General features: G+C 69.0%; 19 protein-coding genes and 3 pseudogenes. 12 read left to right on the forward strand and 10 right to left on the reverse strand.

What is annotated here, in order from left to right; genetic code table 11:
* Positions 1–198: 198 nt before the first annotated feature.
* Together AB0D94_RS03235 and AB0D94_RS03240 are read left to right on the forward strand one after the other, a co-directional pair.
* Complete coding sequence (locus AB0D94_RS03235; RefSeq protein WP_362044785.1) at positions 199–840, forward strand: TetR/AcrR family transcriptional regulator C-terminal domain-containing protein; 642 nt, start codon at positions 199–201, stop codon at positions 838–840.
* Positions 841–854: 14 nt separating this feature from the next.
* On the forward strand, positions 855–1,790 hold the full coding sequence (locus tag AB0D94_RS03240; protein ID WP_362044787.1) for a serine/threonine dehydratase: 936 nt from the start codon (positions 855–857) through the stop codon (positions 1,788–1,790).
* A gap of 14 nt (positions 1,791–1,804) precedes the next feature.
* On the opposite strand, the gene AB0D94_RS03245 is transcribed toward AB0D94_RS03240, so the two are convergent.
* Positions 1,805–2,275: a universal stress protein gene (locus AB0D94_RS03245; protein ID WP_362044789.1), complete on the reverse strand. Its 471-nt coding sequence runs from the start codon at positions 2,273–2,275 to the stop codon at positions 1,805–1,807.
* Positions 2,276–2,464: 189 nt separating this feature from the next.
* Here AB0D94_RS03245 and AB0D94_RS03250 point away from each other — a divergent pair, with 189 nt between their 5' ends.
* Positions 2,465–2,830 carry a hypothetical protein gene (locus AB0D94_RS03250; protein ID WP_362044791.1) on the forward strand — a complete coding sequence of 122 codons (366 nt, stop codon included), beginning with the start codon at positions 2,465–2,467 and terminating at the stop codon, positions 2,828–2,830.
* 249 nt (positions 2,831–3,079) lie between these two features.
* Here AB0D94_RS03250 and AB0D94_RS03255 read toward each other — a convergent pair whose 3' ends face one another.
* Both AB0D94_RS03255 and AB0D94_RS03260 read right to left on the reverse strand, forming a co-directional pair.
* On the reverse strand, positions 3,080–3,475 hold the full coding sequence (locus AB0D94_RS03255) for an SRPBCC domain-containing protein (protein ID WP_362044793.1): 396 nt from the start codon (positions 3,473–3,475) through the stop codon (positions 3,080–3,082).
* A gap of 5 nt (positions 3,476–3,480) precedes the next feature.
* Positions 3,481–4,083 carry a CGNR zinc finger domain-containing protein gene (locus AB0D94_RS03260; protein WP_362044795.1) on the reverse strand — a complete coding sequence of 201 codons (603 nt, stop codon included), beginning with the start codon at positions 4,081–4,083 and terminating at the stop codon, positions 3,481–3,483.
* Positions 4,084–4,104: 21 nt separating this feature from the next.
* On the opposite strand from AB0D94_RS03260, the gene AB0D94_RS03265 reads away from it, so the two are divergent.
* The 6 genes and pseudogenes from AB0D94_RS03265 to AB0D94_RS03290 form a co-directional block, all read left to right on the forward strand.
* A complete protein-coding gene (locus AB0D94_RS03265; RefSeq protein ID WP_362044797.1) occupies positions 4,105–4,557 on the forward strand; it encodes a VOC family protein in 453 nt (150 codons plus the stop codon).
* Positions 4,558–4,791: 234 nt separating this feature from the next.
* Positions 4,792–6,483, forward strand: a complete 1,692-nt coding sequence (locus AB0D94_RS03270; protein ID WP_362044799.1) for an ISL3 family transposase — start codon at positions 4,792–4,794, stop codon at positions 6,481–6,483.
* A gap of 353 nt (positions 6,484–6,836) precedes the next feature.
* A complete protein-coding gene (locus tag AB0D94_RS03275; RefSeq protein WP_362044801.1) occupies positions 6,837–9,596 on the forward strand; it encodes an IPT/TIG domain-containing protein in 2,760 nt (919 codons plus the stop codon).
* A 1,166-nt stretch (positions 9,597–10,762) separates the two neighbouring features.
* Positions 10,763–11,665 (forward strand): hypothetical protein, encoded by a 903-nt coding sequence (locus AB0D94_RS03280; RefSeq protein WP_362045041.1) that lies wholly within the window; start codon positions 10,763–10,765, stop codon positions 11,663–11,665.
* A gap of 268 nt (positions 11,666–11,933) precedes the next feature.
* On the forward strand, positions 11,934–12,299 hold the full coding sequence (locus AB0D94_RS03285) for a hypothetical protein (RefSeq protein WP_362044803.1): 366 nt from the start codon (positions 11,934–11,936) through the stop codon (positions 12,297–12,299).
* Positions 12,296–12,601, forward strand: a pseudogene (locus AB0D94_RS03290) (hypothetical protein); the annotation flags it as partial. The gene AB0D94_RS03285 and the pseudogene AB0D94_RS03290, both read left to right, overlap by 4 nt.
* 16 nt (positions 12,602–12,617) lie before the next feature.
* Here AB0D94_RS03290 and AB0D94_RS03295 read toward each other — a convergent pair.
* On the reverse strand, positions 12,618–13,814 hold the full coding sequence (locus AB0D94_RS03295) for an IS110 family transposase (RefSeq protein ID WP_362044805.1): 1,197 nt from the start codon (positions 13,812–13,814) through the stop codon (positions 12,618–12,620).
* 229 nt (positions 13,815–14,043) lie between these two features.
* Between AB0D94_RS03295 and AB0D94_RS03300 the strand changes: the two are divergent.
* A pseudogene (locus tag AB0D94_RS03300) lies at positions 14,044–14,394 on the forward strand (nucleotidyl transferase AbiEii/AbiGii toxin family protein); the annotation flags it as partial.
* A gap of 249 nt (positions 14,395–14,643) precedes the next feature.
* Here the strand turns inward: AB0D94_RS03300 and AB0D94_RS03305 are convergent.
* From AB0D94_RS03305 to AB0D94_RS03320, 4 genes and pseudogenes are all read right to left on the reverse strand, one after another.
* Positions 14,644–14,859: a hypothetical protein gene (locus AB0D94_RS03305; RefSeq protein WP_362044807.1), complete on the reverse strand. Its 216-nt coding sequence runs from the start codon at positions 14,857–14,859 to the stop codon at positions 14,644–14,646.
* A gap of 92 nt (positions 14,860–14,951) precedes the next feature.
* Positions 14,952–15,098, reverse strand: a complete 147-nt coding sequence (locus tag AB0D94_RS03310) for a hypothetical protein (protein WP_362044809.1) — start codon at positions 15,096–15,098, stop codon at positions 14,952–14,954.
* Positions 15,099–15,152: 54 nt separating this feature from the next.
* Positions 15,153–15,557 (reverse strand): SgcJ/EcaC family oxidoreductase, encoded by a 405-nt coding sequence (locus AB0D94_RS03315; RefSeq protein WP_362044811.1) that lies wholly within the window; start codon positions 15,555–15,557, stop codon positions 15,153–15,155.
* A 468-nt stretch (positions 15,558–16,025) separates the two neighbouring features.
* Positions 16,026–17,356: pseudogene (locus AB0D94_RS03320) on the reverse strand (serine hydrolase domain-containing protein).
* A 118-nt stretch (positions 17,357–17,474) separates the two neighbouring features.
* On the opposite strand from AB0D94_RS03320, the gene AB0D94_RS03325 reads away from it, so the two are divergent.
* Positions 17,475–18,125, forward strand: a complete 651-nt coding sequence (locus AB0D94_RS03325) for an HAD family hydrolase (protein WP_362044813.1) — start codon at positions 17,475–17,477, stop codon at positions 18,123–18,125.
* 294 nt (positions 18,126–18,419) lie between these two features.
* On the opposite strand, the gene AB0D94_RS03330 is transcribed toward AB0D94_RS03325, so the two are convergent.
* Positions 18,420–18,626: a hypothetical protein gene (locus AB0D94_RS03330; RefSeq protein WP_362044815.1), complete on the reverse strand. Its 207-nt coding sequence runs from the start codon at positions 18,624–18,626 to the stop codon at positions 18,420–18,422.
* A gap of 130 nt (positions 18,627–18,756) precedes the next feature.
* Positions 18,757–19,320 (reverse strand): YrhB domain-containing protein, encoded by a 564-nt coding sequence (locus AB0D94_RS03335; protein WP_362044817.1) that lies wholly within the window; start codon positions 19,318–19,320, stop codon positions 18,757–18,759.
* 265 nt (positions 19,321–19,585) lie between these two features.
* Here AB0D94_RS03335 and AB0D94_RS03340 point away from each other — a divergent pair, with 265 nt between their 5' ends.
* Entirely contained in the window at positions 19,586–19,900 is a 315-nt protein-coding gene (locus AB0D94_RS03340) for a hypothetical protein (RefSeq protein ID WP_362044819.1), read from the forward strand.
* The last annotated feature ends 60 nt before the right edge of the window (positions 19,901–19,960 follow it).

Consider the following 19,960-nt stretch of genomic DNA (forward strand, 5'->3'; position numbering starts at 1 on the left):
CCTTGACGTGGGGCGGGCGTACCGAGGGCAGTGACGCCCTAGTGCAGCGGTGCGATTACTCACTGTCAACACAAGTCGATGATTATGAGTCAATGACCAGCAATATGGCCGTAGTCGACGTCACACGAAAGGGGTGGGCCGTCGTGCGGCCCCTTGATCGCCGCACCGTGAGATACACCGGCTGATACGCTGTATCTCATGCCTAGGAGATCAGCCGCCCTCGACCGCGCGACACCCGGGGTGATCGCGCTCGCAGCCCTGCGGATCCTCGACGAGGAAGGACCGCAGAGCCTGAGCTTCCGCGCCCTCGCCGACCGGCTCGACGTCTCCCACGCCACCGTCCAGCGCCGCTGCACCGACCTCGCCGGACTGCTGGACCTGTGCACCGAACACCTCGCCGCACAGCTGCCCGAGGTCCCCGCCGGGACGGACTGGGCCGAGGCCACCGAGCTGCGCTTCACCGCCCTCTACCGGCTCCTCACCGCCCACCCCGGGCTGCTGGTGCTGCGCGGCGGCCGGCCCTGGCTGGGGCGGCAGCTGCTCGCCCGGCTCGTGGAGCCCGCCCTCGCCGACAGCGTGGCCGCCGGTATGACCGCCGCCGAGGCGATGACCGTCTACCGCCGCATGTACCTGCTCACCCTGGGCAGCGCGGCCTTCGTGGACCACCGGGACCCGGCCGCGGCCACCGAGGCCTCCCGGGCGGCCCTCGCCGCGCTGGACCCGCAGCGGTTCCCCGTGCTCTCGGGCGGGCTGGCCGACGTACTGCCCCCGCTGACCGACCACGAGGTGTACTACGGCGCGCTGCGCCAGCTCATCGAGGCCGCCCGGCCCGCCGTCTGAAAGGCAGTCCGACCATGGAACAGCAGCTCGACTACGCCGCCGTACGCGCCGCCGCCGACCGGATCGCCGGAGGGATACGGCCCGTGACCGTGGCCCCCGCAGCGGAAGGGGTCTGGTACGCGCTGGAGCACCTCCAGCACACCGGGTCCTTCAAGGCGCGCGGCGCCCTCAACTTCCTCGCCGCCCACCACCGCGCCGGCACCCTCCCCGCCGCCGGCGTCACCATCGCCTCCGGCGGCAACGCGGGCCTCGCCTGCGCCTGGGCGGCCCGCGCGCGGTCCGTGCCCGCGACCGTGTTCCTGCCCGCCAACGCCCCGCGCGTGAAGGTGGAGCGCCTGCGGCGGTACGGGGCCCAGGTGCGCCTGGTCGGTGACCGCTACGCCGAAGCACTGGCCGCCTGCCAGGAGTTCGCGGCCGGCACCGGAGCCCTCAGCAGCCACGCGTACGACCACCCGCTCATCGCGGCGGGCGCCGGGACCCTGCTCGACGAGATCCGGGCCGCCCTGCCCGGCCTGGACACCGTGGTCGTCGCCGTCGGCGGCGGGGGACTCTTCGCCGGGGTCGCCACCGCCGCGCGCGAGCACGGCGTACGGGTGATCGCCGCCGAACCGGAGAACTGCCGGGCCCTGAACGCGGCCCTCGCCGCGGGGCGGCCCGTGGACGTCGCCGTGGACTCGGTGGCCGCGGACTCCCTGGGAGCCACCCGGGTCTCGGCGGACGCGCTGGCGGCCGCGCGGGAGGCGGACGTGGAGTCGGTGCTCGTCCCCGACACCGCGATCAGCGCCGCCCGGCGCGCCCTGTGGGAGGAGCACCGGCTCGTGGTCGAAACCGGAGCCGCCACCGCCCTGGCGGCCCTGCGCGGTGCGCCGCGGCCGCCCGGCGAGCGGGTCGCCGTCATCCTCTGCGGGGCCAACACGGACCCCGGGGACCTGGTGACGCCGGGGTCGTAGGCCGCCCGGGCGCCTCAGTCGTCTGCGTCCGCGCCCTCCCGGACGACCACGACGGTGCTGGCGGAGTACTGCACCACCTGCTGGCTGACCGACCCCAGCAGAGCGCCCCTGAAACCGCCGTACCCGCGGGTGCCGACCACCATCAGGTCGGCCTCCTTGGAGGCGTCGACCAGGACCTGGGCGGGGGAGCCCTGTTCGACGCGGCGGAACACCGGCACGCCGGGCGAGGTGCCCACGGACGAGGCCACGGTGTCCGCCAGCTTCCGCCGGGCCGCCTCCTCGGCCGTGACCACCTCTTCCTCGGCGGTGTGCGCGGCGGCCGTACCGATCGCGAAGGGATTGCGGTTCCACTCCCAGGCCATGACGGCGTGCACCCGGCCGCCCACCATCCGGGCCTGCTCGACTCCCCAGCGCAGGGCCTCCTTGGAATGCTTCGAACCGTCCACGCCGACGACGATCAGAGGCTCGACGGGCTGCTCAGTCATGGTGGTTCCTCTCGCTTCGCCCGAATAGTCGATCTTCTCCATGTATACCCGGAAGGGCAGCCCGACCTCGAACGACGATCGTCGCGACGGCCGAAGACTTTGGAGGGCAGCCCCGCACCCCCGGCTCCGGCGAAGGTAGGGGTGTCACGGTGAACGGCGCCGGACACGGCACGACACGGAGGAACGGGCGTGGCACAGCGCAAGGGTTGTCTGATCGGCTGCGGCGTGGCGCTGGTGGTGGGCGTCGGGCTCCTCGTCGCCCTGGTCTTCGGCATGGGGAAGGTCCTCGACATAGCGGACAAGACCCTCGTGGACCCCAAGGTCTACGAGGCCGTGCGGACCGGCGACCCGGAGGACGAGGTCCGCGGGAAGCTCCCCTCGGGCGACACCTTCGTCAAGAGCGTCCTCAAGGAGGGCGGCCCGGCCGAGCCCGAGGGCAGCACGTGCTCCTGGTACGTCTCCGGCGGCGAGACCAAGGCCGGCAAGGAGACCATGTTCCGCTTCTGCTTCAAGGACGGCAGGCTCGCGCAGAAGGCCGAGTATCCGATGCGGTAACCCTTGCCGGGCGGTGCGGCGCCGTTGCTGGGGCTCTGCCCTTGCCCCGGCCGGGTGCGGCGCCGTTGCTGGAGCTCTGCCCCAGGCCCCGCCCCTCAATCGCCGGCGGGGCTGGGTTTGCCCGAGCAGCGCGAGGAGCTGCCCCTGCTGCTGCTGGAGAACAACCAGGGGAGCTGGCAGCCACCACACCGACTTTTGTCCGCGGACATACATGGGCACCGGTCTCCGGTCAGATATTGCGCGCTGCCGTCACTGCCGGTCGAGGGCGGTAGCAACCTGGTCCATGACGCGCTGCCAGTGCGCCCGTTGCCGTTCGCGCTCTTCGGCACTCGCCAGGTGTTCCTGGTGGAAGCGGAGTGTCGTGCGGGCTCCGTCGGCGGCGGGGGCAAGGGCGACCTGGACTGTGGTGGTGCCGTGGGTGACGCGGATGCGGTCTGCGGGGCGGTAGCCGCGGACCTCGCCCGCCACTCCTTCGGTCGTCCGGTAAGAGGTGCCGCGTTCCGGGGTGAGGACCGCGCCGGTGCCGAGCCAGAGGGCGATGCCTTCGGGGCTGCTGATGAAGTCCCAGACGATGGGCGCGGGGTGGGGCAGGGTGCGGGACACGCCGATCTGCCAGCCGGCGTCCTTGGTGAGTCCTGTGGGCATGACGGTCATCCTTCCTCGGAGTGGCGGGCGCGCAGCGCCCTGACCTTGTGGCGGTTGCCGCAGTGCTCCATGGAGCACCAGCGGCGGCGGCCGGGGCGCGAGGTGTCGACGTAGACGAGGTGGCAGTCCTCGGCGGCGCAGGTGCGGATGCGGTGTGCGAAGGGTCCCGTCAGCAGCTCGACGGCGTCCCGGGCGACGGTGGCCGCCAGGTTCGTGCCGGTGGGTGTTCCGGCCCACTGGCGCTTTCCGGCCGGCGTGATGGCGGGTGCCAGGGACGGTCGCGCGGATGCCTCGTTGATGACCTCCAGGTCGCCAGGCGGGTGCGGCTCGCCGCGTGTGTGGGCGGTGATCACCCGGAACAGTGCGTCGCGCAGCCTTCGCATACCGACCACCTCTGCTTCGGAGATCTCCAGCACGGGCGTCGGCGTCAGCCGCGACCGCTCCGCCCAGGCGGCCAGGTCGGCGGGCTCGTGCAGGACCTCGTACCGGCGGTAGGGGCCGGGGCCGCCGGTGACCAGCAGTTCCAGGCACAGCGCGCCGGGGTCGAACCGGTAGGCGACGCCGGTATGGGAGCGCAGCGTCAGCCCCTTGGTTGCGAAGGACTCCATGTAACCAATATAACTGGTTACATGGCACTGAGTTGGAAGCTGGTCATCGACAGCACGAACGCGTCCGTCCTCGCGGACTTCTGGGCCGCTGCCCTGGAGTACGAGGTGGAAGACCCCAGCGCTCTCATCGAGCAACTGCTGGCCGCCGGCCACATCGGTGACGACGCGGTCGTCGAGCATCACGGCCGCAAGTCCTTCCGCGGCTACGCCGCGATCCGCCACCCCGAGGACCCGTTCGATCAGACCAGCGGCGTCGGCCGCGGCCGGCGGCTGCTCTTCCAGGACGTGCCCGAGGGCAAGTCCGGCAAGAACCGCCTGCACCTCGACGTCCACAGCGAGCCCGGTGGCCTCGACAAGCTGGTGGCCCGACTGGAAGACCTGGGGGCAACCCGCGTCCGCGAGGTCGACAAGGGACCGGCCGGGCACTGGTGGGTCATGCAGGACCCGGAAGGCAACGAGTTCTGCGCGGCGTAGGTCGGTCCGCGACCACTCGTGACATCCCCGTGCTGCGAGCACGGTGTCCCAGCTCCGCCGGACGGCCACCCGGAAGACCCCGCACACAGGTGTCGCGCGCAGAGTAGATGGGCTCTGGCCCACATTCGATGAAGCGGTGACTGATCGTGCGTTTCTGTTGCCTCGGCGCCGGAAGCAGGTAGGACCCGGATGGTCGCGATTGCGTAACCAGCCGGGTGTGAGACCCGCCGCTCCGTGACGATCTGGGTCGACCGGATCTTTGATCGTCACCGAACGGCCTCGGGGTTCTTCGTGCTGAATGCTCCGCTTGCGGGCAACGATGTCTGCTGTGCTCGCGTGTTCCTCCCGGATTTGAAGGACGTACTGATTCAGGGCGTCGACGACTTGGGCGACGTGGTCGTGGTCACCGCCCGGACCGCTGGCAAGGAGGCGGGGTGTCCTTCGTGCGGAGAGTTCTCCGCCCGCGTCCACAGCCGATACCGTCGTGTTTTGGACGGCTTGGCCGCGGGCGGACGGCCGGTCTCGATCAGTCTCTTTGTCCGTCGGTTCTTCTGCGAGGAAACGGCATGCTCGCAGCGGATCTTCGCCGAGCAGGTCGTCGGGTTAACGAACCGGTACGCCCGCCGGACGACAGCATTGCGCGAGTTACTGACCAGCGTGGCCATCGCTCTGGCCGGGCGGGCCGGGGCACGACTCGCCGCAGTGGCCGGTGTCGTGACCGGGCGCTCGTCATTGCTGCGGATTCTCCGGTCGTTACCCGATCCCGAAGTCGGCGAGATCCGTCTGCTCGGCGTCGATGACTTTGCCAAACGCCGTGGGAACTCCTACGCCACGATCCTGATCGATCTGGAGAGCCGCCGACCCGTCGACATCCTCGACGGACGAACCTCCGCTCACCTCGCGCAGTGGCTCAAGGCGCATCCCGGCATCGAGGTCATCTGCCGCGACCGTGCCGGCGCCTACGCCGACGGAGCCCGCGAAGGCGCGCCGGATGCGATCCAGTGCGCGGATCGCTGGCACCTGTGGAGCAACCTCGGTGACGCCCTGGAGCAAACCGTCCGCGCCCATCGTGCGCGCTTGGACGAGACCGCGGAAGCCGACCAGGATCATCCATTCCAGAGAGATTCGGAGCCTCCCGCCGAGCGTCCCAAGACGCTCGATTCCGGCGGCAACGAGCGGCCCTTCGTGGAACGGACACGTACCCGCTACACCCGAATACAGCAGCTGAGGGATCGCGGTGCATCGTTGAACTCGATCTCCCGCGACCTCGGCCTGGCCTTCCGCACCGTTCAAAGGTTCGCCAACGCCGCCAGCGCGGACGAACTGCTTGCCCCTGTCCTCCACCGAGCCGGCAAGCTCGACAGGTTCAAGCCCTACCTGATCAACCGTTGGAACGAGGGCTGCACCAACGCTGTTCAACTTCACCAGGAACTCGCGGCCCAGGGTTGGACCGGCAGCATTCGCACTGTTCAGGGCTATCTACGGCCGCTTCGAGGGCACTCCACAGCAGCCGTTCCACCGTCCCTGCCGCCATCACCTCGGCGCGTCACCGGCTGGATGATGTCACACCCCGACCGCTTGGACGCCAACGCCCGAATCCGTTTGAAGGAGGTCCTTGCCCGCTGCCCCGAACTCGACATCGCAGCCGGCTTCGTCCGTGGCTTCGCCACCATGATGACCAACCGCGAGGGACACCTGCTCGACCAGTGGATCACCACCGTGACCGCCACTGATTCCCTGCCGCACCTGGCCAACTTCGCGAGCGGCCTACGCCGCGATCTCGCCGCGGTCACCACCGGACTCACGTTGCCCCACAGCAGCGGCCCCGTCGAAGGCACCGTCAACAAGATCAAATTCCTCAAGAGGCAGATGTTCGGCCGCGCCAACCTCGACCTACTCCGCATCCGGGTACTCCACCACCGGTGACTACACGCGACCACTCATCGTCACCGCTTCATCGAATGTGGGCCAGAGCCAGTAGATATCAGTGCGGCGCAGGGTTATGTCAGTGCTGTGCCGTAGCGCGCGAAGTGCGACATGGGCGCGAAGCGGCTGATCTCCTGCCTGTCCGCCGCCCGGCCCGGCATGGTCCGTGAGGGGGACGCGTCGGCACGCCGCACTACAAGCGGAAGCCGCGCCGTGGGTAGTTGCGCTAGACACGCACCCGTGATCATCGGCTACTGCAGGACAACGATCGCCCGCTGTCGATCCATGGGCGGGACCGGACTTCCGAAGAGGGCTGAAGGGGGGAGCCTGTGTCGTCGAGACGGCCTCCCGGAGTGAACGGGCGAGTGCTCCTCGCGGCGCGCGGCTGGCCGCGCGCACTTCTCCTCGCGCTCGCCGTGACGCTCACGGTGGTCGCGCCGGCCGCCGGGGCGGCCGCCGAGCCGCGTCCCGGCGTACCGCCCACGGCCGCCGGCCCGTCGCGGGCGGACGGCGAGGGGAAGCTGACGCGGGTCAAGCTGAAGCGGCGCGTGGACGTACGATCGCTGCCACGGCCCCGTCGCACCGCCGAGCCGCAGGTGCAGCCCTATCTCGCCCCACCGAAGCGCAAGGCGCCCGAGGGACCCAAGCGAGAGGCGAGCCTGCCGGTCACCCCCGTGGCCCTGACCCCGAAGGCCACAAAGGCATCCCCGAAGGCGGCGCCGTCCACGGCCGTCATCGAGCGACTGAAGACCTTCCCCACGCTTGGGAACGCGGACAACGCCGCTGCCGCCCAAACCACTCCCTCCGACACGCAGCTCGCGGTCGGCCCCACCCACATCGTCCAGTTCGTGAACCGGTCGGGTCAGGTCTACGACAAGGCCGGCAACGCCGTCGGCGCCACCTTCGACCTGGGTACGCTCTTCGGCTTCACGGCCAACACGGGCGGTGATCCGCGGGTGCACTACGACGCGGGTTCCGGTCGTTTCTTCGCCGCGTACGAGGGACTCCTGGCCGGCGGGGACGAGGTCGACGTCGCGGTCAGCGACACCTCCGACCCCCGCGGAAACTGGTCTGTCTACATCGCCGGAAGCAACACCGGCAACGTCCAGCACGACCGGCCAAAGCTCGGCTACAGCAACGACAAGGTCACGCTGAGCTGGAACAACTACGACATGCTCACGAACCCCCGGACATTCCTGGGCGTGGTGACCGTGGTCGCCAACAAGGCTGACCTCCTGGCCGGAGGCACGGTCAGCCTCACGACGTTCGGCCAGGACAACACCAAGTTCGAGGTCGTCCCGGCCACCTCGCTGTCGGGGATCAACGACCAGCTCGCGATGGAGCACGACGGCACCGACGTGGTGGTGACCACGATCACCGGCGTGCCCGGCGTCAGCGCGGTCAACCAGACCGAGAACACCATCGCCATCGGAACCGCCAACGCGCCGCCGGACGCCGCCCAGCCGGCCGGGGGTGACACCTTCATCGAGACCAACGAGGACCGGATGCTGTCGGTCGCCTGGCAGAACAACCGCCTGTGGGGCCTCTTCAACGTCGGCTGCACACCCATCGGCGACACCGCGGTCCACGCCTGCCAGCGGTACATCCAGGTCTCGACCGGCGGCACGCAGACCCTGGCGACCAACCTCGATCTCGGCCTGGTGGGCGGAGACCTCTACTACGGGTCGCTGGCCCTGAACGACGAGGACGACCTGTTCTCCGGATTCACGGCCTCCTCGTCCACCATGTTCCCCACCGCGGTCGCGATCGCTGTGCCGGGCGGCAACTTCCCGGCGACGACGTTCGGCGACTTCTATGCCGCGGGTACGCAAGCCTACGCGTGCAACTGCGCCCCCAATCGGGTGCGCTGGGGCGACTACTCGGGCACCGCCCGCGACCCGAGCAATCCCAAGGACGTCTGGACCGTCCAGCAGATCGGCGCCGTCGCCAACACCGGGATCTTCGGCGGTGACTGGGGCACCGCGATGGACCGCGTCACGCTGTCCCCGCCGACCGTCACGAGCGTCACCCCGAACCACGCACCCGAACTGGCCCAGTGCGTGAACACCGTGACCGTGCGCGGTACGGAATTCCCCACGAGCGGCGCCACCGTCAGGTTCGGCTCCGTGACCGCGACGAACGTGAACGTCATCGGGCCGGAGGAACTGACCGCGCAGGTGCCCCCGCAGGCACGGGGCACGGTGGACGTCACGGTGACCAACGCCAACGGCACCAGCCCGGTCACCGCCGCCGGCAGGTTCACATACGACGCGGACACGTCCGCGCCGACCGCCTCGGCGAGCGTCTCGCCATCGCCGAACGCCGCCGGCTGGAACAACAGCAGCCCCGCAACGGTCAACATCAGCGCCGGTGACGGGTCCTGCGGCTCCGGCATCCAGAAGATCACCTACAGCGCGAGCGGTGCCCATCCGATCGGATCCACCGACGTGCCCGGCGCGAGCGCCGCCGTGCCGATCACGACGGACGGCGTGACGACGGTGTCCTTCACCGCCACCGACAACGCCGGCAACACCTCCGCGCCGCAGACGATCACCGTGCGCCTCGACACCGTGGCACCGGCGATCACCATCGTGCGCCCGACGGCCGGCACCTACTTGCTCAATGAGTCGGTCACGGCGTCCTATTCGTGCGCGGACGCCACCTCCGGTGTGGCGAGCTGCGCCGGCACGGTCCCGAATGGCAGCCCGATCGACACCTCGACCTTCGGCTCGCACACCTTCACCGTGAACGCCACGGACGTCGCCGCCAACCCGGCCACCAAGGGCGTCACGTACACCGTGGCGTACCGGATCTGCCTGCTCTACGACCCGAGCCGGCCGATCCGCGGCGGGAACAGCACGGTCCCGATCAGGCTCCGGATCTGCGACGTCAACGGCGTCAACCTGTCCAGCCCCGGCATCACCCTCACACCCAGCCAGGTCGTCGGTCCCACCACCAGGCCGTTCACGACCCCGTTCCGGTACGACGCGGGACTCCGCGGCTACGTCGTCAACCTCCCCACCAGGGGGCTGGCGGACGGCAGCTACAACCTGGAGTTCACCATCAGCGGAGCGGACACCACGACCCACGTAGCACCGTTCATCCTGCGCTGACACCCACAGCTCCCGTCGGAGCGCACCGGCCCGGCCCCAGTCTCTCGGGGCCGGGCCGGTGCGCGTCAGGGCAGCTTGCGAGCCACCGTTGACGACGGTTTCGCACCCTCACCTGTGATCAGAGATGGGCACGCCCGCGCACAGCCCGAAATCGGCGGCGCCTTCGCCGCTGAGGCGTACGAAGTCCTCGCGCGCGCCGGAGCCTGGACCGACCGGGCGGGAGAGGAAGCGCAACGCCATGCGGCCGCAGAGCGGCACGCCGCGTCGGTGCGCCAGATCCTCGAACGGATCGAGCAGTCCGCGCAGAAGAGCCGCATGGCCCTCCGCCTGGCCGGCACCAGCCGGAGGGAAACCCTCGCCGTCAGCGCGCAGTACCAGCAGCAGTACGCGGCTGCGCTCGCCGAGGCCGAGCGCGCCTCACGAGCGTCGGCCCAAGCCCTGCGCGAGGGCTGGGGCATCCTCACCGGCTACCAGCACATCTCCCTGCTCGCGCAGGGCGGGGCGGCGACGCCGCCCGGGGACGTGCAGGCGATGGAGGCTGTCTCGGTGTCGCTGCGGCAGCGCGTCCCCGTGCTGGCAGATCGCCTCGACGCCCGCGTCGCCGACGACGTACAGCAGCTTCGCAGCTGTGCAGCTGTGCAGCTGCGCAGCGGACAGCGGCCGCGCGGCACGGCGCCGGCGCGGAGGAGATCCGACGCGAGGCCACCCTCCGCGAGGGGATGCGGTCCACGGCCCCCGTCCGGCACGCGCGCGAGGTCGACGAGCGCACAGCCGCGCTACGGACGGCCCCCTCGTCCCCTTCCAAGACTCCGCAGGCTTCTTCGCGGGACCAGCAGCCCCACGTGCTTGCGCGACCGGTGGGCGAGACGGGCCACGGCGGCTGGTTGCCGCGACCGTGACGGTCGGCTTTCGGCTTTGGGCCTTCGGCCTACGGGAGGGTTCGCCCCCAGGACGGACGGAGGGACAGACGGACGAGCAGTGTGATCAGCGATCAGGGGGCGCTTGGACCGGCAGCTCACCGACAGCACCGGCACCTACGATGCCTCTGAGCTTGAGTTTTGACTCGCGAGTTGATACTTGCGCGATACCCATGCGGAGCAGGGCGAGGGCCCCTGCGATGATGAGGCGCTGTATTCCTTCGCCCGCGAGGTGGTTTTTTGAAGAAGGTGGCACTGCGTCCCTACGCACTGTTGCCTCGGCAGTACGACGACCGGAAGGTCCTGGCTTCCACGGTGGATGCGTGGGGAAGGGCCCTGTGGTTGATCTGCCCCGATGCCGTTTTCTCGTCGAACTCCTACGGGAGGGCCCGGCCTGAGCCCCTGAGTCTGCCCTTCGACGCTCTTGTCGTCATCAATGACGCGGGAGCGGTGCAGGAGCGGACCTTGCGCCGCGTGACGGTGATCCCGTACAGGGTTGACGCTCTGCCCAATGGCCGAATTGTTCTGGAGGGCAGGAGTTCCGTCGGGGACCGCAACGCTCAGATATTCGGTCGTGACGGCCGTTCCCGACGCTGCTTCGCCATGGGAGCCTGCGTGGCGTTCATGATGGCGGACCGCCGCAACAACCTCTGGACCGCCTACGGGGATGAAGGGATCTACAGCGATCCGATCAGCTCCGCCGGCCTGGCCCGATGGGACAGCGGGGGCAGCCACCTGTGGGGGTACTGGCCACCCCAGGGCATCGACCACATCACAGACATCGAGGCCCTCAACGTCACCGATGGCGCCGCCTGGGCTGTCTACTGGCCCACGTCCCCGCTCCTTGAAGCGCGGACCAGCGGGCAGCTCCGGGTGTGGGAGCAGCCTGTGACATCTCCACGCGGACTGGCGGTCCACGACGACCGCGTACTCCTACTCGGCGGCCGCCGCCGTGGTTGCGCACGGCAGGACGGCCTCACCACCGCTCACTACTGCCACATGACCGACGGCGAGGCGGTCGTCGTCGAGGAGGCGGCGCTCACGATGCCCAACGGAGACCCGGTCCGAAGCTATGCGCGTCCCGTCGGTCGAGGCCGGAACCTTTACCTGCATGGCCGATCCACAAAGCAGTGGTACGTGCTGGGTCTGTAGCCAGGGTGGTGACCGCCGGGAAGCACACCCGGCAGCCGGGCGGTGTGGCAGATCCTCTGTGCGATGGCGTGAGGCATTCCCAGACCCGGAACTGATGGGGGGCGCTGCCGGACGTACGTGTCTCGGATTGTTCGGCGTAGAACTGGCAGGCGGTGCGTACAGGTGCCTCCCCGGGGGCAGGGCCTCGGCCGGCAAGCAGGCGTAGCCCCACGGTGGCGTGTCGCATCTGCGCTACCCGAGACGGACGGGACACGGGATAATCAGGTCAATGGTCACGCTCTCCTCCACCGGCCCTGAGCCCTCCGCGGCTGAGGTACTGCATGCCAGGTACGCGAGCCGGCTGCCCGCCTCGCTCGAGAAGCTCGCGGGCCCCGCCCACGGAGTGGTGCACCTTCCGCTGCACGTCGCGTGGTCCGGCCTGCGGGCGTACGACCTGGACCGCCCGCGTCTGCGGATGGGCATGTACCGGACCGTCCTGGCGGAAGGCCAGCACGAGGACCTCGTGAACCTCCTCAACCGCGACCTGCTCCTCGCCCAGTGGCCCACCCTGCGCACGCTGGTTCCCCGGCACCTGCGGCAGGCCTGGGAGGACGCCTTCCCCGAGCTCGCCGCCACGGGATCCGCCGCCGCGTGAAGCTCACTGACCTGCACCGTCGGCTCCTGAGCGCCGTGATCGACATCGGCACCCCGTACCCCTTGGTCATTACCGGCGGGTACGCCGTGCAGGCCCACGGCCTGGTCGACCGCCTCAGCCAGGACCTCGACGTCGCCACCGAGAACCCCGCCCCCATGCCCGAGATCGTCGCCAGCCTCGAGCTCGGGCTGAACGAGCGCGGCTGGCGCGTACGGGTGATCGACGTGGACACGCTCTCCGCCCGTCTCATGGTCACCGACCCGGACACCGATGAGGACTGCGAGGTCGACGTCCTCAAGGAGCTTCCCAATGCTGATGTCAAGCCGCTGCGATGACGGCTGGCGTGGCCTGGTAGCAGGCTCCGTCGCGAATCATGGCCCACAAGACGTTGAGGCGGCGGCGCGCGAGCGCCAGCAGTGCCTGTTTGTGTCCCTTCCCTTCGGCGCGCTTGCGCGCGTAGAACGCCTTGGAAGCCGGGCAGGTCTTCAGGCTGGAGAGTGCGGAGAGGTACATCGCGTTGAGAAGGCCCCGGTGGAAGCGGCGTGGTCTGCGGAGATTGCCGCTGACGCGGCCGGAGTCACGCGGGGCAGGCGCCAGTCCGGCGAAGCCCGCGAGCCGGTCGGCGCTGCTGAAGGCATTCATGTTGCCACCGGTGGCCGCGATGAACACGGCGCCCATCGTCTTGCCCATGCCGGGCAGGCTGAGGATCACCTCGGCGTGCGGGTGCTCGCGAAACCGGGCCTCGATAAGAGCATCGACTTCCGCGATCTCCTCATCGAGAGCCATCACCCCCTTCGCGAGGCGGACCACCATGACGCCGGCCAGCTTCTCTCCAGGAAGGGACGTGTGCTGGGCCTCGGCCGCCTCCATCGCCGTCCCGGCCAGCGTGGCGGCGCCTCGGACCTTGCGGTTGCGCAACCACGTTTCAATCCGCTTGGCCCCGGTGCGGCGGATCGCGGCCGGTGTCTGGTAGCCCGTAAGCAGGACGACAGGGCCCTTGTTGGTCAGGTCCAGCGACCGTTCCAACGCGGGGAAGATCTCCAGAAGTTGCGAACGAAGCCGGTTGATCTGGCGAGTGCGGTCGGCTACGAGGTCGGTGCGGCGGGCGGTCAGAGTGCGCAGATCGACGGCGACCTCGTCGCCAGGCCTCAGCGGGCCGAGGTCGCGCCTCATGCGGGCTTGGTCGGCGATGATGAACGCGTCCTTGGCGTCCGTTTTGCCCTCGCCGCGGTAGGAGGCCGAGGCACGGTGGAGGGTCAGGCCGGTGATGTAGACCATCGGCTGGCCGTGGCTCAGCAGCAGGCCGATCAGCAGGGCGGCACCGCCGCCGTTGAGGTCAACAGCCCACAAGACGTCAGAGTCGAGGGCGCGGACGTCGCCGATCAGTTCCAGCAGGGCCGATTCATCGTTCAGGACCCGGCGGGACAGCAGCCGTTTGCCGTCCTGGTCGATCACCACGCAGTGATGGTGTTCCTTACCGATGTCCACTCCGGCCCATGTACGGGGCACGGTCACCTCCGCCAGCTCGTCTCGTGTTCACAGCCCAGCAGACGACCTCGCCGACGTTGCCCTACGCAGCGATCGAGTCGCATCTCCCAATTGGCGGTCGAGTCGTCGCGGGGCTCCGGGTGGCCAAGCTCCTTGAGCCATCTGACGGTCTCACTTTTGTCAGCCATGCCCGGAGCCCCTGGGTCCCGCTGATCTTACGAATGACCATTTCGAACCCTCTAGAAAGGTAGGGCACTTTTGGACCCCGCCTGCTCAGACCGAGTACGGCCCGGTCCTGGCCTTCGACTCCGTCGTCGGCACGAAGGTCCGCGCGCTGGCCGACCGCGGCGCCGTCCGCGACCTCATCGACGTCCATGCCGCTTCCGGGCATCGTGATACGGGCGAGCTGGAGCGGCTAGGCGAACGCCACGGCCGCGGCGAGTTCCGTCTCGAGGACCTCCGCGACCGCCTGGTCGGCGCGGACTGGGCCGACGACGAGGAGTTCGCCGCCTATGGCCTCACCGGGGACGAGACGGCCGAGCTCCGCGCCTGGGCGCAGCGGTGGGCGAGCGACCTCGACCAGCGTCTCTACGCCGACGACGAGTGACACGCACAAGCGCGTCGGTGCGGGCGGCCCGGTGGTACAGCCCCAGGGCGTAGGTGAGAGCACTCAGCAACGAGCCAGGCAGCCGCGCCGAATGTCGCGGGCATCCGCGGGCGCGGCTCGGCCACGGGCGAACGGTACTCCGTGGCAGGCTTTCGTCGGCTGATCGAGGAACGCGCGCAGCGCGCACGAGACCTCTCGGATTTCGGTGCCAGATGGTTGTCCGGCGCCTAGCGAGGCCCGGTTCGTTCCTCACACGGACGGATCCCACTCCTCGGGGCCGGCGCCTCTCCACTCCACGAAGCCGGGGTCGGTCAGGTCGACGTCCTCGGCGTTCTCCAGTCCGGCCGCGGCGAGGAAGACGCGGATGTCGGCCGGGCGGTGGGCGACCCCGATGGCGGTGCCGTCGTAGCGGACCCGGCGCCAGCCCTGTGCGTCCGGCGGGTAGACGATCAGCATGGCGGCCATGCGCCCAGCCTCCGCTCCGTCTGCTCCAGGAGCACCCGCCAGCGCCCGAACGGGTGACGGCCAGGTCGTCCGCTCCCCCGGTCAGCCAGCGGTCACAGGATGGTCCCGTGCAGGGCGTGGCGGTCGCCTGACATCGCGTAGCGGCGGGCGGCGAGGCCGTGCTCGAGGTCCTCGCTGATCTGGTCGCACGGCAGCGCGAGGACGTCGGCGGCTTCGGTCTCGGAGAGGTAGGGGGCCATTTGTGAGAGATAAGGCCAAGATCCTTCTTGCACCAACCGCCCCCACTCACAGCACTAGTCGGCGACGACCCCCGTGTTCTGGCAGGCGGTCAGCAGCCAGCGGCCGTCGGCTTGCTTCGAGATCACGTACAGCGGGGCACCCTCGCTCTCCTCGCCCGGAGCCAGGTAACGCTGACGGACCTTGACCGCCGCGACGTCGGGGCGGATGAAGAGCACGTGGACCATCTCGTAGGTGACCTTGCCGTCCCAGCTCGCCGCGGGGAGGACCTTGCGGGTGAACTCCGAGATCGCGTCGAGGCCGATGAGGACCTTGCCGTGGGCAGTCGTCCAGATCGCGTCCGGGTGGAAGAGGCCGAGGAACTCCTCGGGGTCCTTGTTCTGCTGCGAGTGCTCGACGGTGGCGACGAGCTGCCTGATCGCCTCTACGTCTGCCGCGTGGGATGTGGATTCCGTGGTCATGTGGATCATCGTCACACCTCAAGCGTGATTGAGGTCAAGGCGTGATCACATGGAGATGTGAGGATGACCGGACATCCGGCGCGTTCCGGCACAAGCTGCCCGGGCAGTCTGAGCCCAGGATAACGAGCCGGGCACGAGACGTCACATGATCGGCCGGACGACCCCTAGGGGGTCCGCTTCGCTCCCACCCCAGGTCCCTTTCGGCTTCGCCTCCGGGATCAGCCCGCTCCGCGGCCATCCAGCAGCAGGGCCGGCTTGTTTTGCTCTTCGTGTCGAGGAAGTCAATCGGCCCAGGTTGTCCAGCGCGCGTGGGACGGCTCGCACTGCCCCGACTCGATTGCCCGTTGATGTGCCTCGTTCGGACTCTGCGTCTTCCCAGGAGGGCCACTGGAGAAGAAGACACAGTCCGGGTAGACCGGCTGGAGCCCATACCAGCAGGTGGTTATCGGCGACGGTCAGTGTGATGGGTCAACGCCGTGGAAGGCCGCGTTGGCGATGTTCACTAGGTAGTTGGTGTATTGGCTTCCAGCGTCGCTGTCGCTGTCGCTGTCGCTGTCGTTGGGGTTGAGGGAGTAGAGCAGGCGGCGTTCGAGGTCGCGGGTGGCGAAGATTCCGTTGTCCCAACCGGGGCGGGAGCCGGTCTTGCCCCACACGGTGACGCCGCTCTTGAGGGTGAGTCGCATCAGGCCGCCGGGGCTGAAGCAGGCCGTTCCGGTTGCGGCAGTTCTTGTTGCCCGGCGCGTTGGGCACGTGTGGGACCGAGAAGGCCACCTTCTGCTGGGCCGGCGGGAGGAGGCGACCGCGGAACAGGGCCGTCATGAAGCGGTCGAGATCGCTGGTGGTGGAGATCATTCCGCCCTCCGCCCAAGGGTAGGCGCTCTGTTCGGTCACGTCATTGCCGCCGACGGACACGCGCGCGTGCGGACCGGGAATGGTGATGTCATCGGCGGCGGGGAGGCTGGTGTCCCGTAGGTGGAGAGGGCGAAGGATCCGCCGGTCGAGTTCCTGCCGGAGGGTGTTGCCGGTGACCTTCTCCACGAGCAGGCCGACGATCACCGTGTTGATCCCGTTGTACTGCTGAACCGTGCCGGGGCCGGGGCGGTGTTCCTGCCAGGCCTGATCCTGCAAGGCCAGCGCGAACGTCTCGCGGACCCCGTCCACCGGGGTCACGCCCTTCAGCCACCATCCCTGCTCGCCGCCAGGGCCAGGGGTCGGGGCGGGCTTGGGCAGCCCGCTGGTGTGATCCAGGAGCTGTCGCACCGTGACCGTGCTGTAGTCGGCCGGTATCAGGTCCGGCAAATGGCGCTGCACCGGGTCGTCCAGACGATGCGGCGCTCCGCGATCAGCTGCAGGGCCACCGTGTGGGTGAAGACCTTTGTGACGCTGCCGATGCGGAAGTGGTCATCGGCGGTGACCGGTCCGGCGGCGCCGATCAACAGCGGGCCGCGGCCCGGGCCGGCGACTCTGACCAGTGCACCAGTCTCGAAACTCGGCAGGGGGGTGATCAGTTTCCGCAAGGGTTCGGGGTCGAAGGTGGACACGGAAGACCGCGCAGGCGGCTGCGCTGACGTGACCGCCGTCGCGGCGGGAACGCAGGCACCGATCGTGACGACGGAGGTGGCAAGACCGGCCACGAGAAGGCGCCGGAGTACGGTCGTGCGGGATCCCACGGACTGCTCCTTCGTGCTGTTGCTGTGGGGCTCTCTGCGCCCCTGAACAAGCACCAACTCTGCTGTTCCCACTGCTCCGTGCCCATCGGTGATCACCCCGAGCAGTCCCGGACTCCCGAGGACCGCCACCCTGATGCATGGGCCTGACTACCCGTAAGGGACCACTCGAGACGACGCGCCCCGCGAGGCGTCCGGATCGGCCGATACGCGCTGCCGAGGAGGGCTGACGAGCGCCTATGCTGCCGGGATGATCAAGCCGATTGAACTCGTCATATTCGACTGCGACGGTGTGCTGGTCGACAGCGAACACATCGCAGCCCGCGTCCAGGTCGCCCTGGGAGCGGAGCTGGGCTGGCCTCTTACCACGGACGAGGTCGTCGAGCGGTTCATCGGCCGCTCGCATGCCTCCATTCGCGAGCAGGTTGCCGCCCGGCTCGGCGAGGAGACGGCCGCGATCTGGTCGGAGCGGTTCGAGCAGCTCCACCGCGAAGCTGTGGATACCGACCTCGCCCCTGTCGAGGGACTACCCGAGGCACTCGACGCGATCGCCTTGCCGACTTGTGTGGCCTCCAGCGGATCCCACGACAAGATGAGCCACACCCTGGGCCGCACCGGCCTGTACGAACGCTTCGCAGGCCGCATCTACAGCGCCACCGAAGTCGCCCGCGGTAAGCCCGCTCCAGATTTGTTCCTGCACGCCGCCCGCCACATGGGGGTTGATCCCGCAGCCTGTGTGGTGGTTGAGGACAGCCGGCCCGGCGTCCAAGCCGCCCGTGCAGCCGGCATGCGCGCCTTCGGCTACGCCGGCGGTCTTACCCCGGCCGAACGACTCGAGGGCCCTGGCACCACCGTCTTCCATGACATGCGCAAGCTCCCCTCCCTCATCACCGAGCAGTAACCAACTGAGGGTCGTCGTCGCTGGGCCACCCACAGGAACTGACGACCCTCGGAGCATTACGGTCGCGGCTGATCCCAGTTGACGGGTCACCTCGACGGCATAACAGAAGGGGGACAGGTCCCCGCCCCGTGCGCTCTGGGAGCAGGCTCCCGGACTACACCACAACGCGTTCTCGGAACTCGAAGACACCGCTCTCTCGTATCGTCTCGGACGATCTCACGACGGAGCGGCAAGCTGGGCCAGAGCTGTGCGCCCTGGCCCGGCTTGCCGCTTGCCGGTGTGGTGTGGGTGGGGTTATCCGATGGTCAGGAAGTCGGTCCAGCCGTCGTCGTCGGAGCCGGAGGGCGTGCCGGGCATCGTGGTGGGTGCGCCGGGGAAGAGGTACTGGATTCCGTGCGGGCCGACGGTCCAGACGTCGGGGACGCCGTCGCCGTTGGTGTCGGGGGTGCCGAGGACCATGGGGAGTTCGGCGCGGCTCCAGTAGACTCCCCGCGTCGCCACATCGCGGCCGACGGCGCCCCGCTCCCCACGGCTGTCGACCTGACTGGTGGGGGCGGGGCGGGCGACTCCGATGGCGACGCCGTCGTATCGCGCCCCGCGAGCGAGTACTGCTCGCTTGGTGATCCGTCAGCTACTGCTGAGGTCTCGGGACGCGGATCGTCAATACGGACGAAACCGGGTCGGTCGGCGGCACCAACTCTCCAGTGGCGACTTCTACAAGGTGTGCCGGAGCATCCCCGTGCTGCAAGGCGGTCACGTATTCGATGATCTGAGCGTGGGAGAGCGCTGGCACCCTTTGGCGCAGGGCGTGCATGGCATGAACCCTCCCGCGAGCGTCGGCCACCGCCCGGATCTCATCGTGCAGATCATCCACTGCGGTCCGTGTGACCTGGCTTCGAATACGGGCTCGATAGTCCGACTCCCAGGAGCCGGTTACTGCGGAGACGACACCGATCTGGTGCAGGCTTCCGTCGAAACAGTCGACAAGATACGGCCCGTTCCCGACCAGCATGAAGCCCGGGTTCCGGGTGCGCAGATGCTCCTCAGATGTCCAGTCAACGATCCATGCCAGCTCGTGCTGCTCTACGTGCGACACAGCCATGCGCATCGGGTCCAGACCAGCCGACAGCTCTCGCTGGTAGCGACGTTCCAGCTCCTCCTCAACGATCCGAACCGCGGCATCTCGCTCGATCACTCGGCCAGCATCCCGTACGGACTCGGATGGTGACCACCAGGTTTCCTGTTCGCTACACGGCTGCGCAGACACCAGCAGACCCTGGTGACGGGGGCCAGTACGTGCTGCTGATTCTCCAAGGGCTGGAGCAAAGGCGGCCGTGGCCTGCACCGGCGTCACCGCTACCGACTACCGCGCCCGTCGGCATCTCAAGCCTCACTGAAAGAGTCGATCGCCGGGTTCGCCTTCGCCGACACCGGAGGACAAGGACACGGAGCACATCCGCGTGGACCGGACACGCCCGGTGATGGACTACAAGGCCGGCGTGATCCGTGCCGCATGCACAGCCCTGGACATCGAGCTAACGCTCTCCGCGGAACACGCCGCGGCCCGCTGGGAGGCGGTCGCGCTCGACTACCACGCGGGCCAGATGCGGTACACCGACGGCAACGTCCCGCGTGATGTGGTCATCGAGCCGGCCTCCGGAACGGTGGCGCTGGGCAGGACTCAGTCGGTGCGGGTGCGAGGGTCCTTCGTGGGCCTGGCTCTGTTGGTTGGTTTCGGCTCTGGTCCACTTCTTGTGGTTGCGTACGCAGCGTGACTGTTGCTCGTCGTTAAATGGCTGACGAGGTCGCCCGAAAATCGTCCTGCCGGGGAGGAG

Source organism: Streptomyces sp. NPDC048255, assembly GCF_040652415.1.
Taxonomy (GTDB): domain Bacteria; phylum Actinomycetota; class Actinomycetes; order Streptomycetales; family Streptomycetaceae; genus Streptomyces.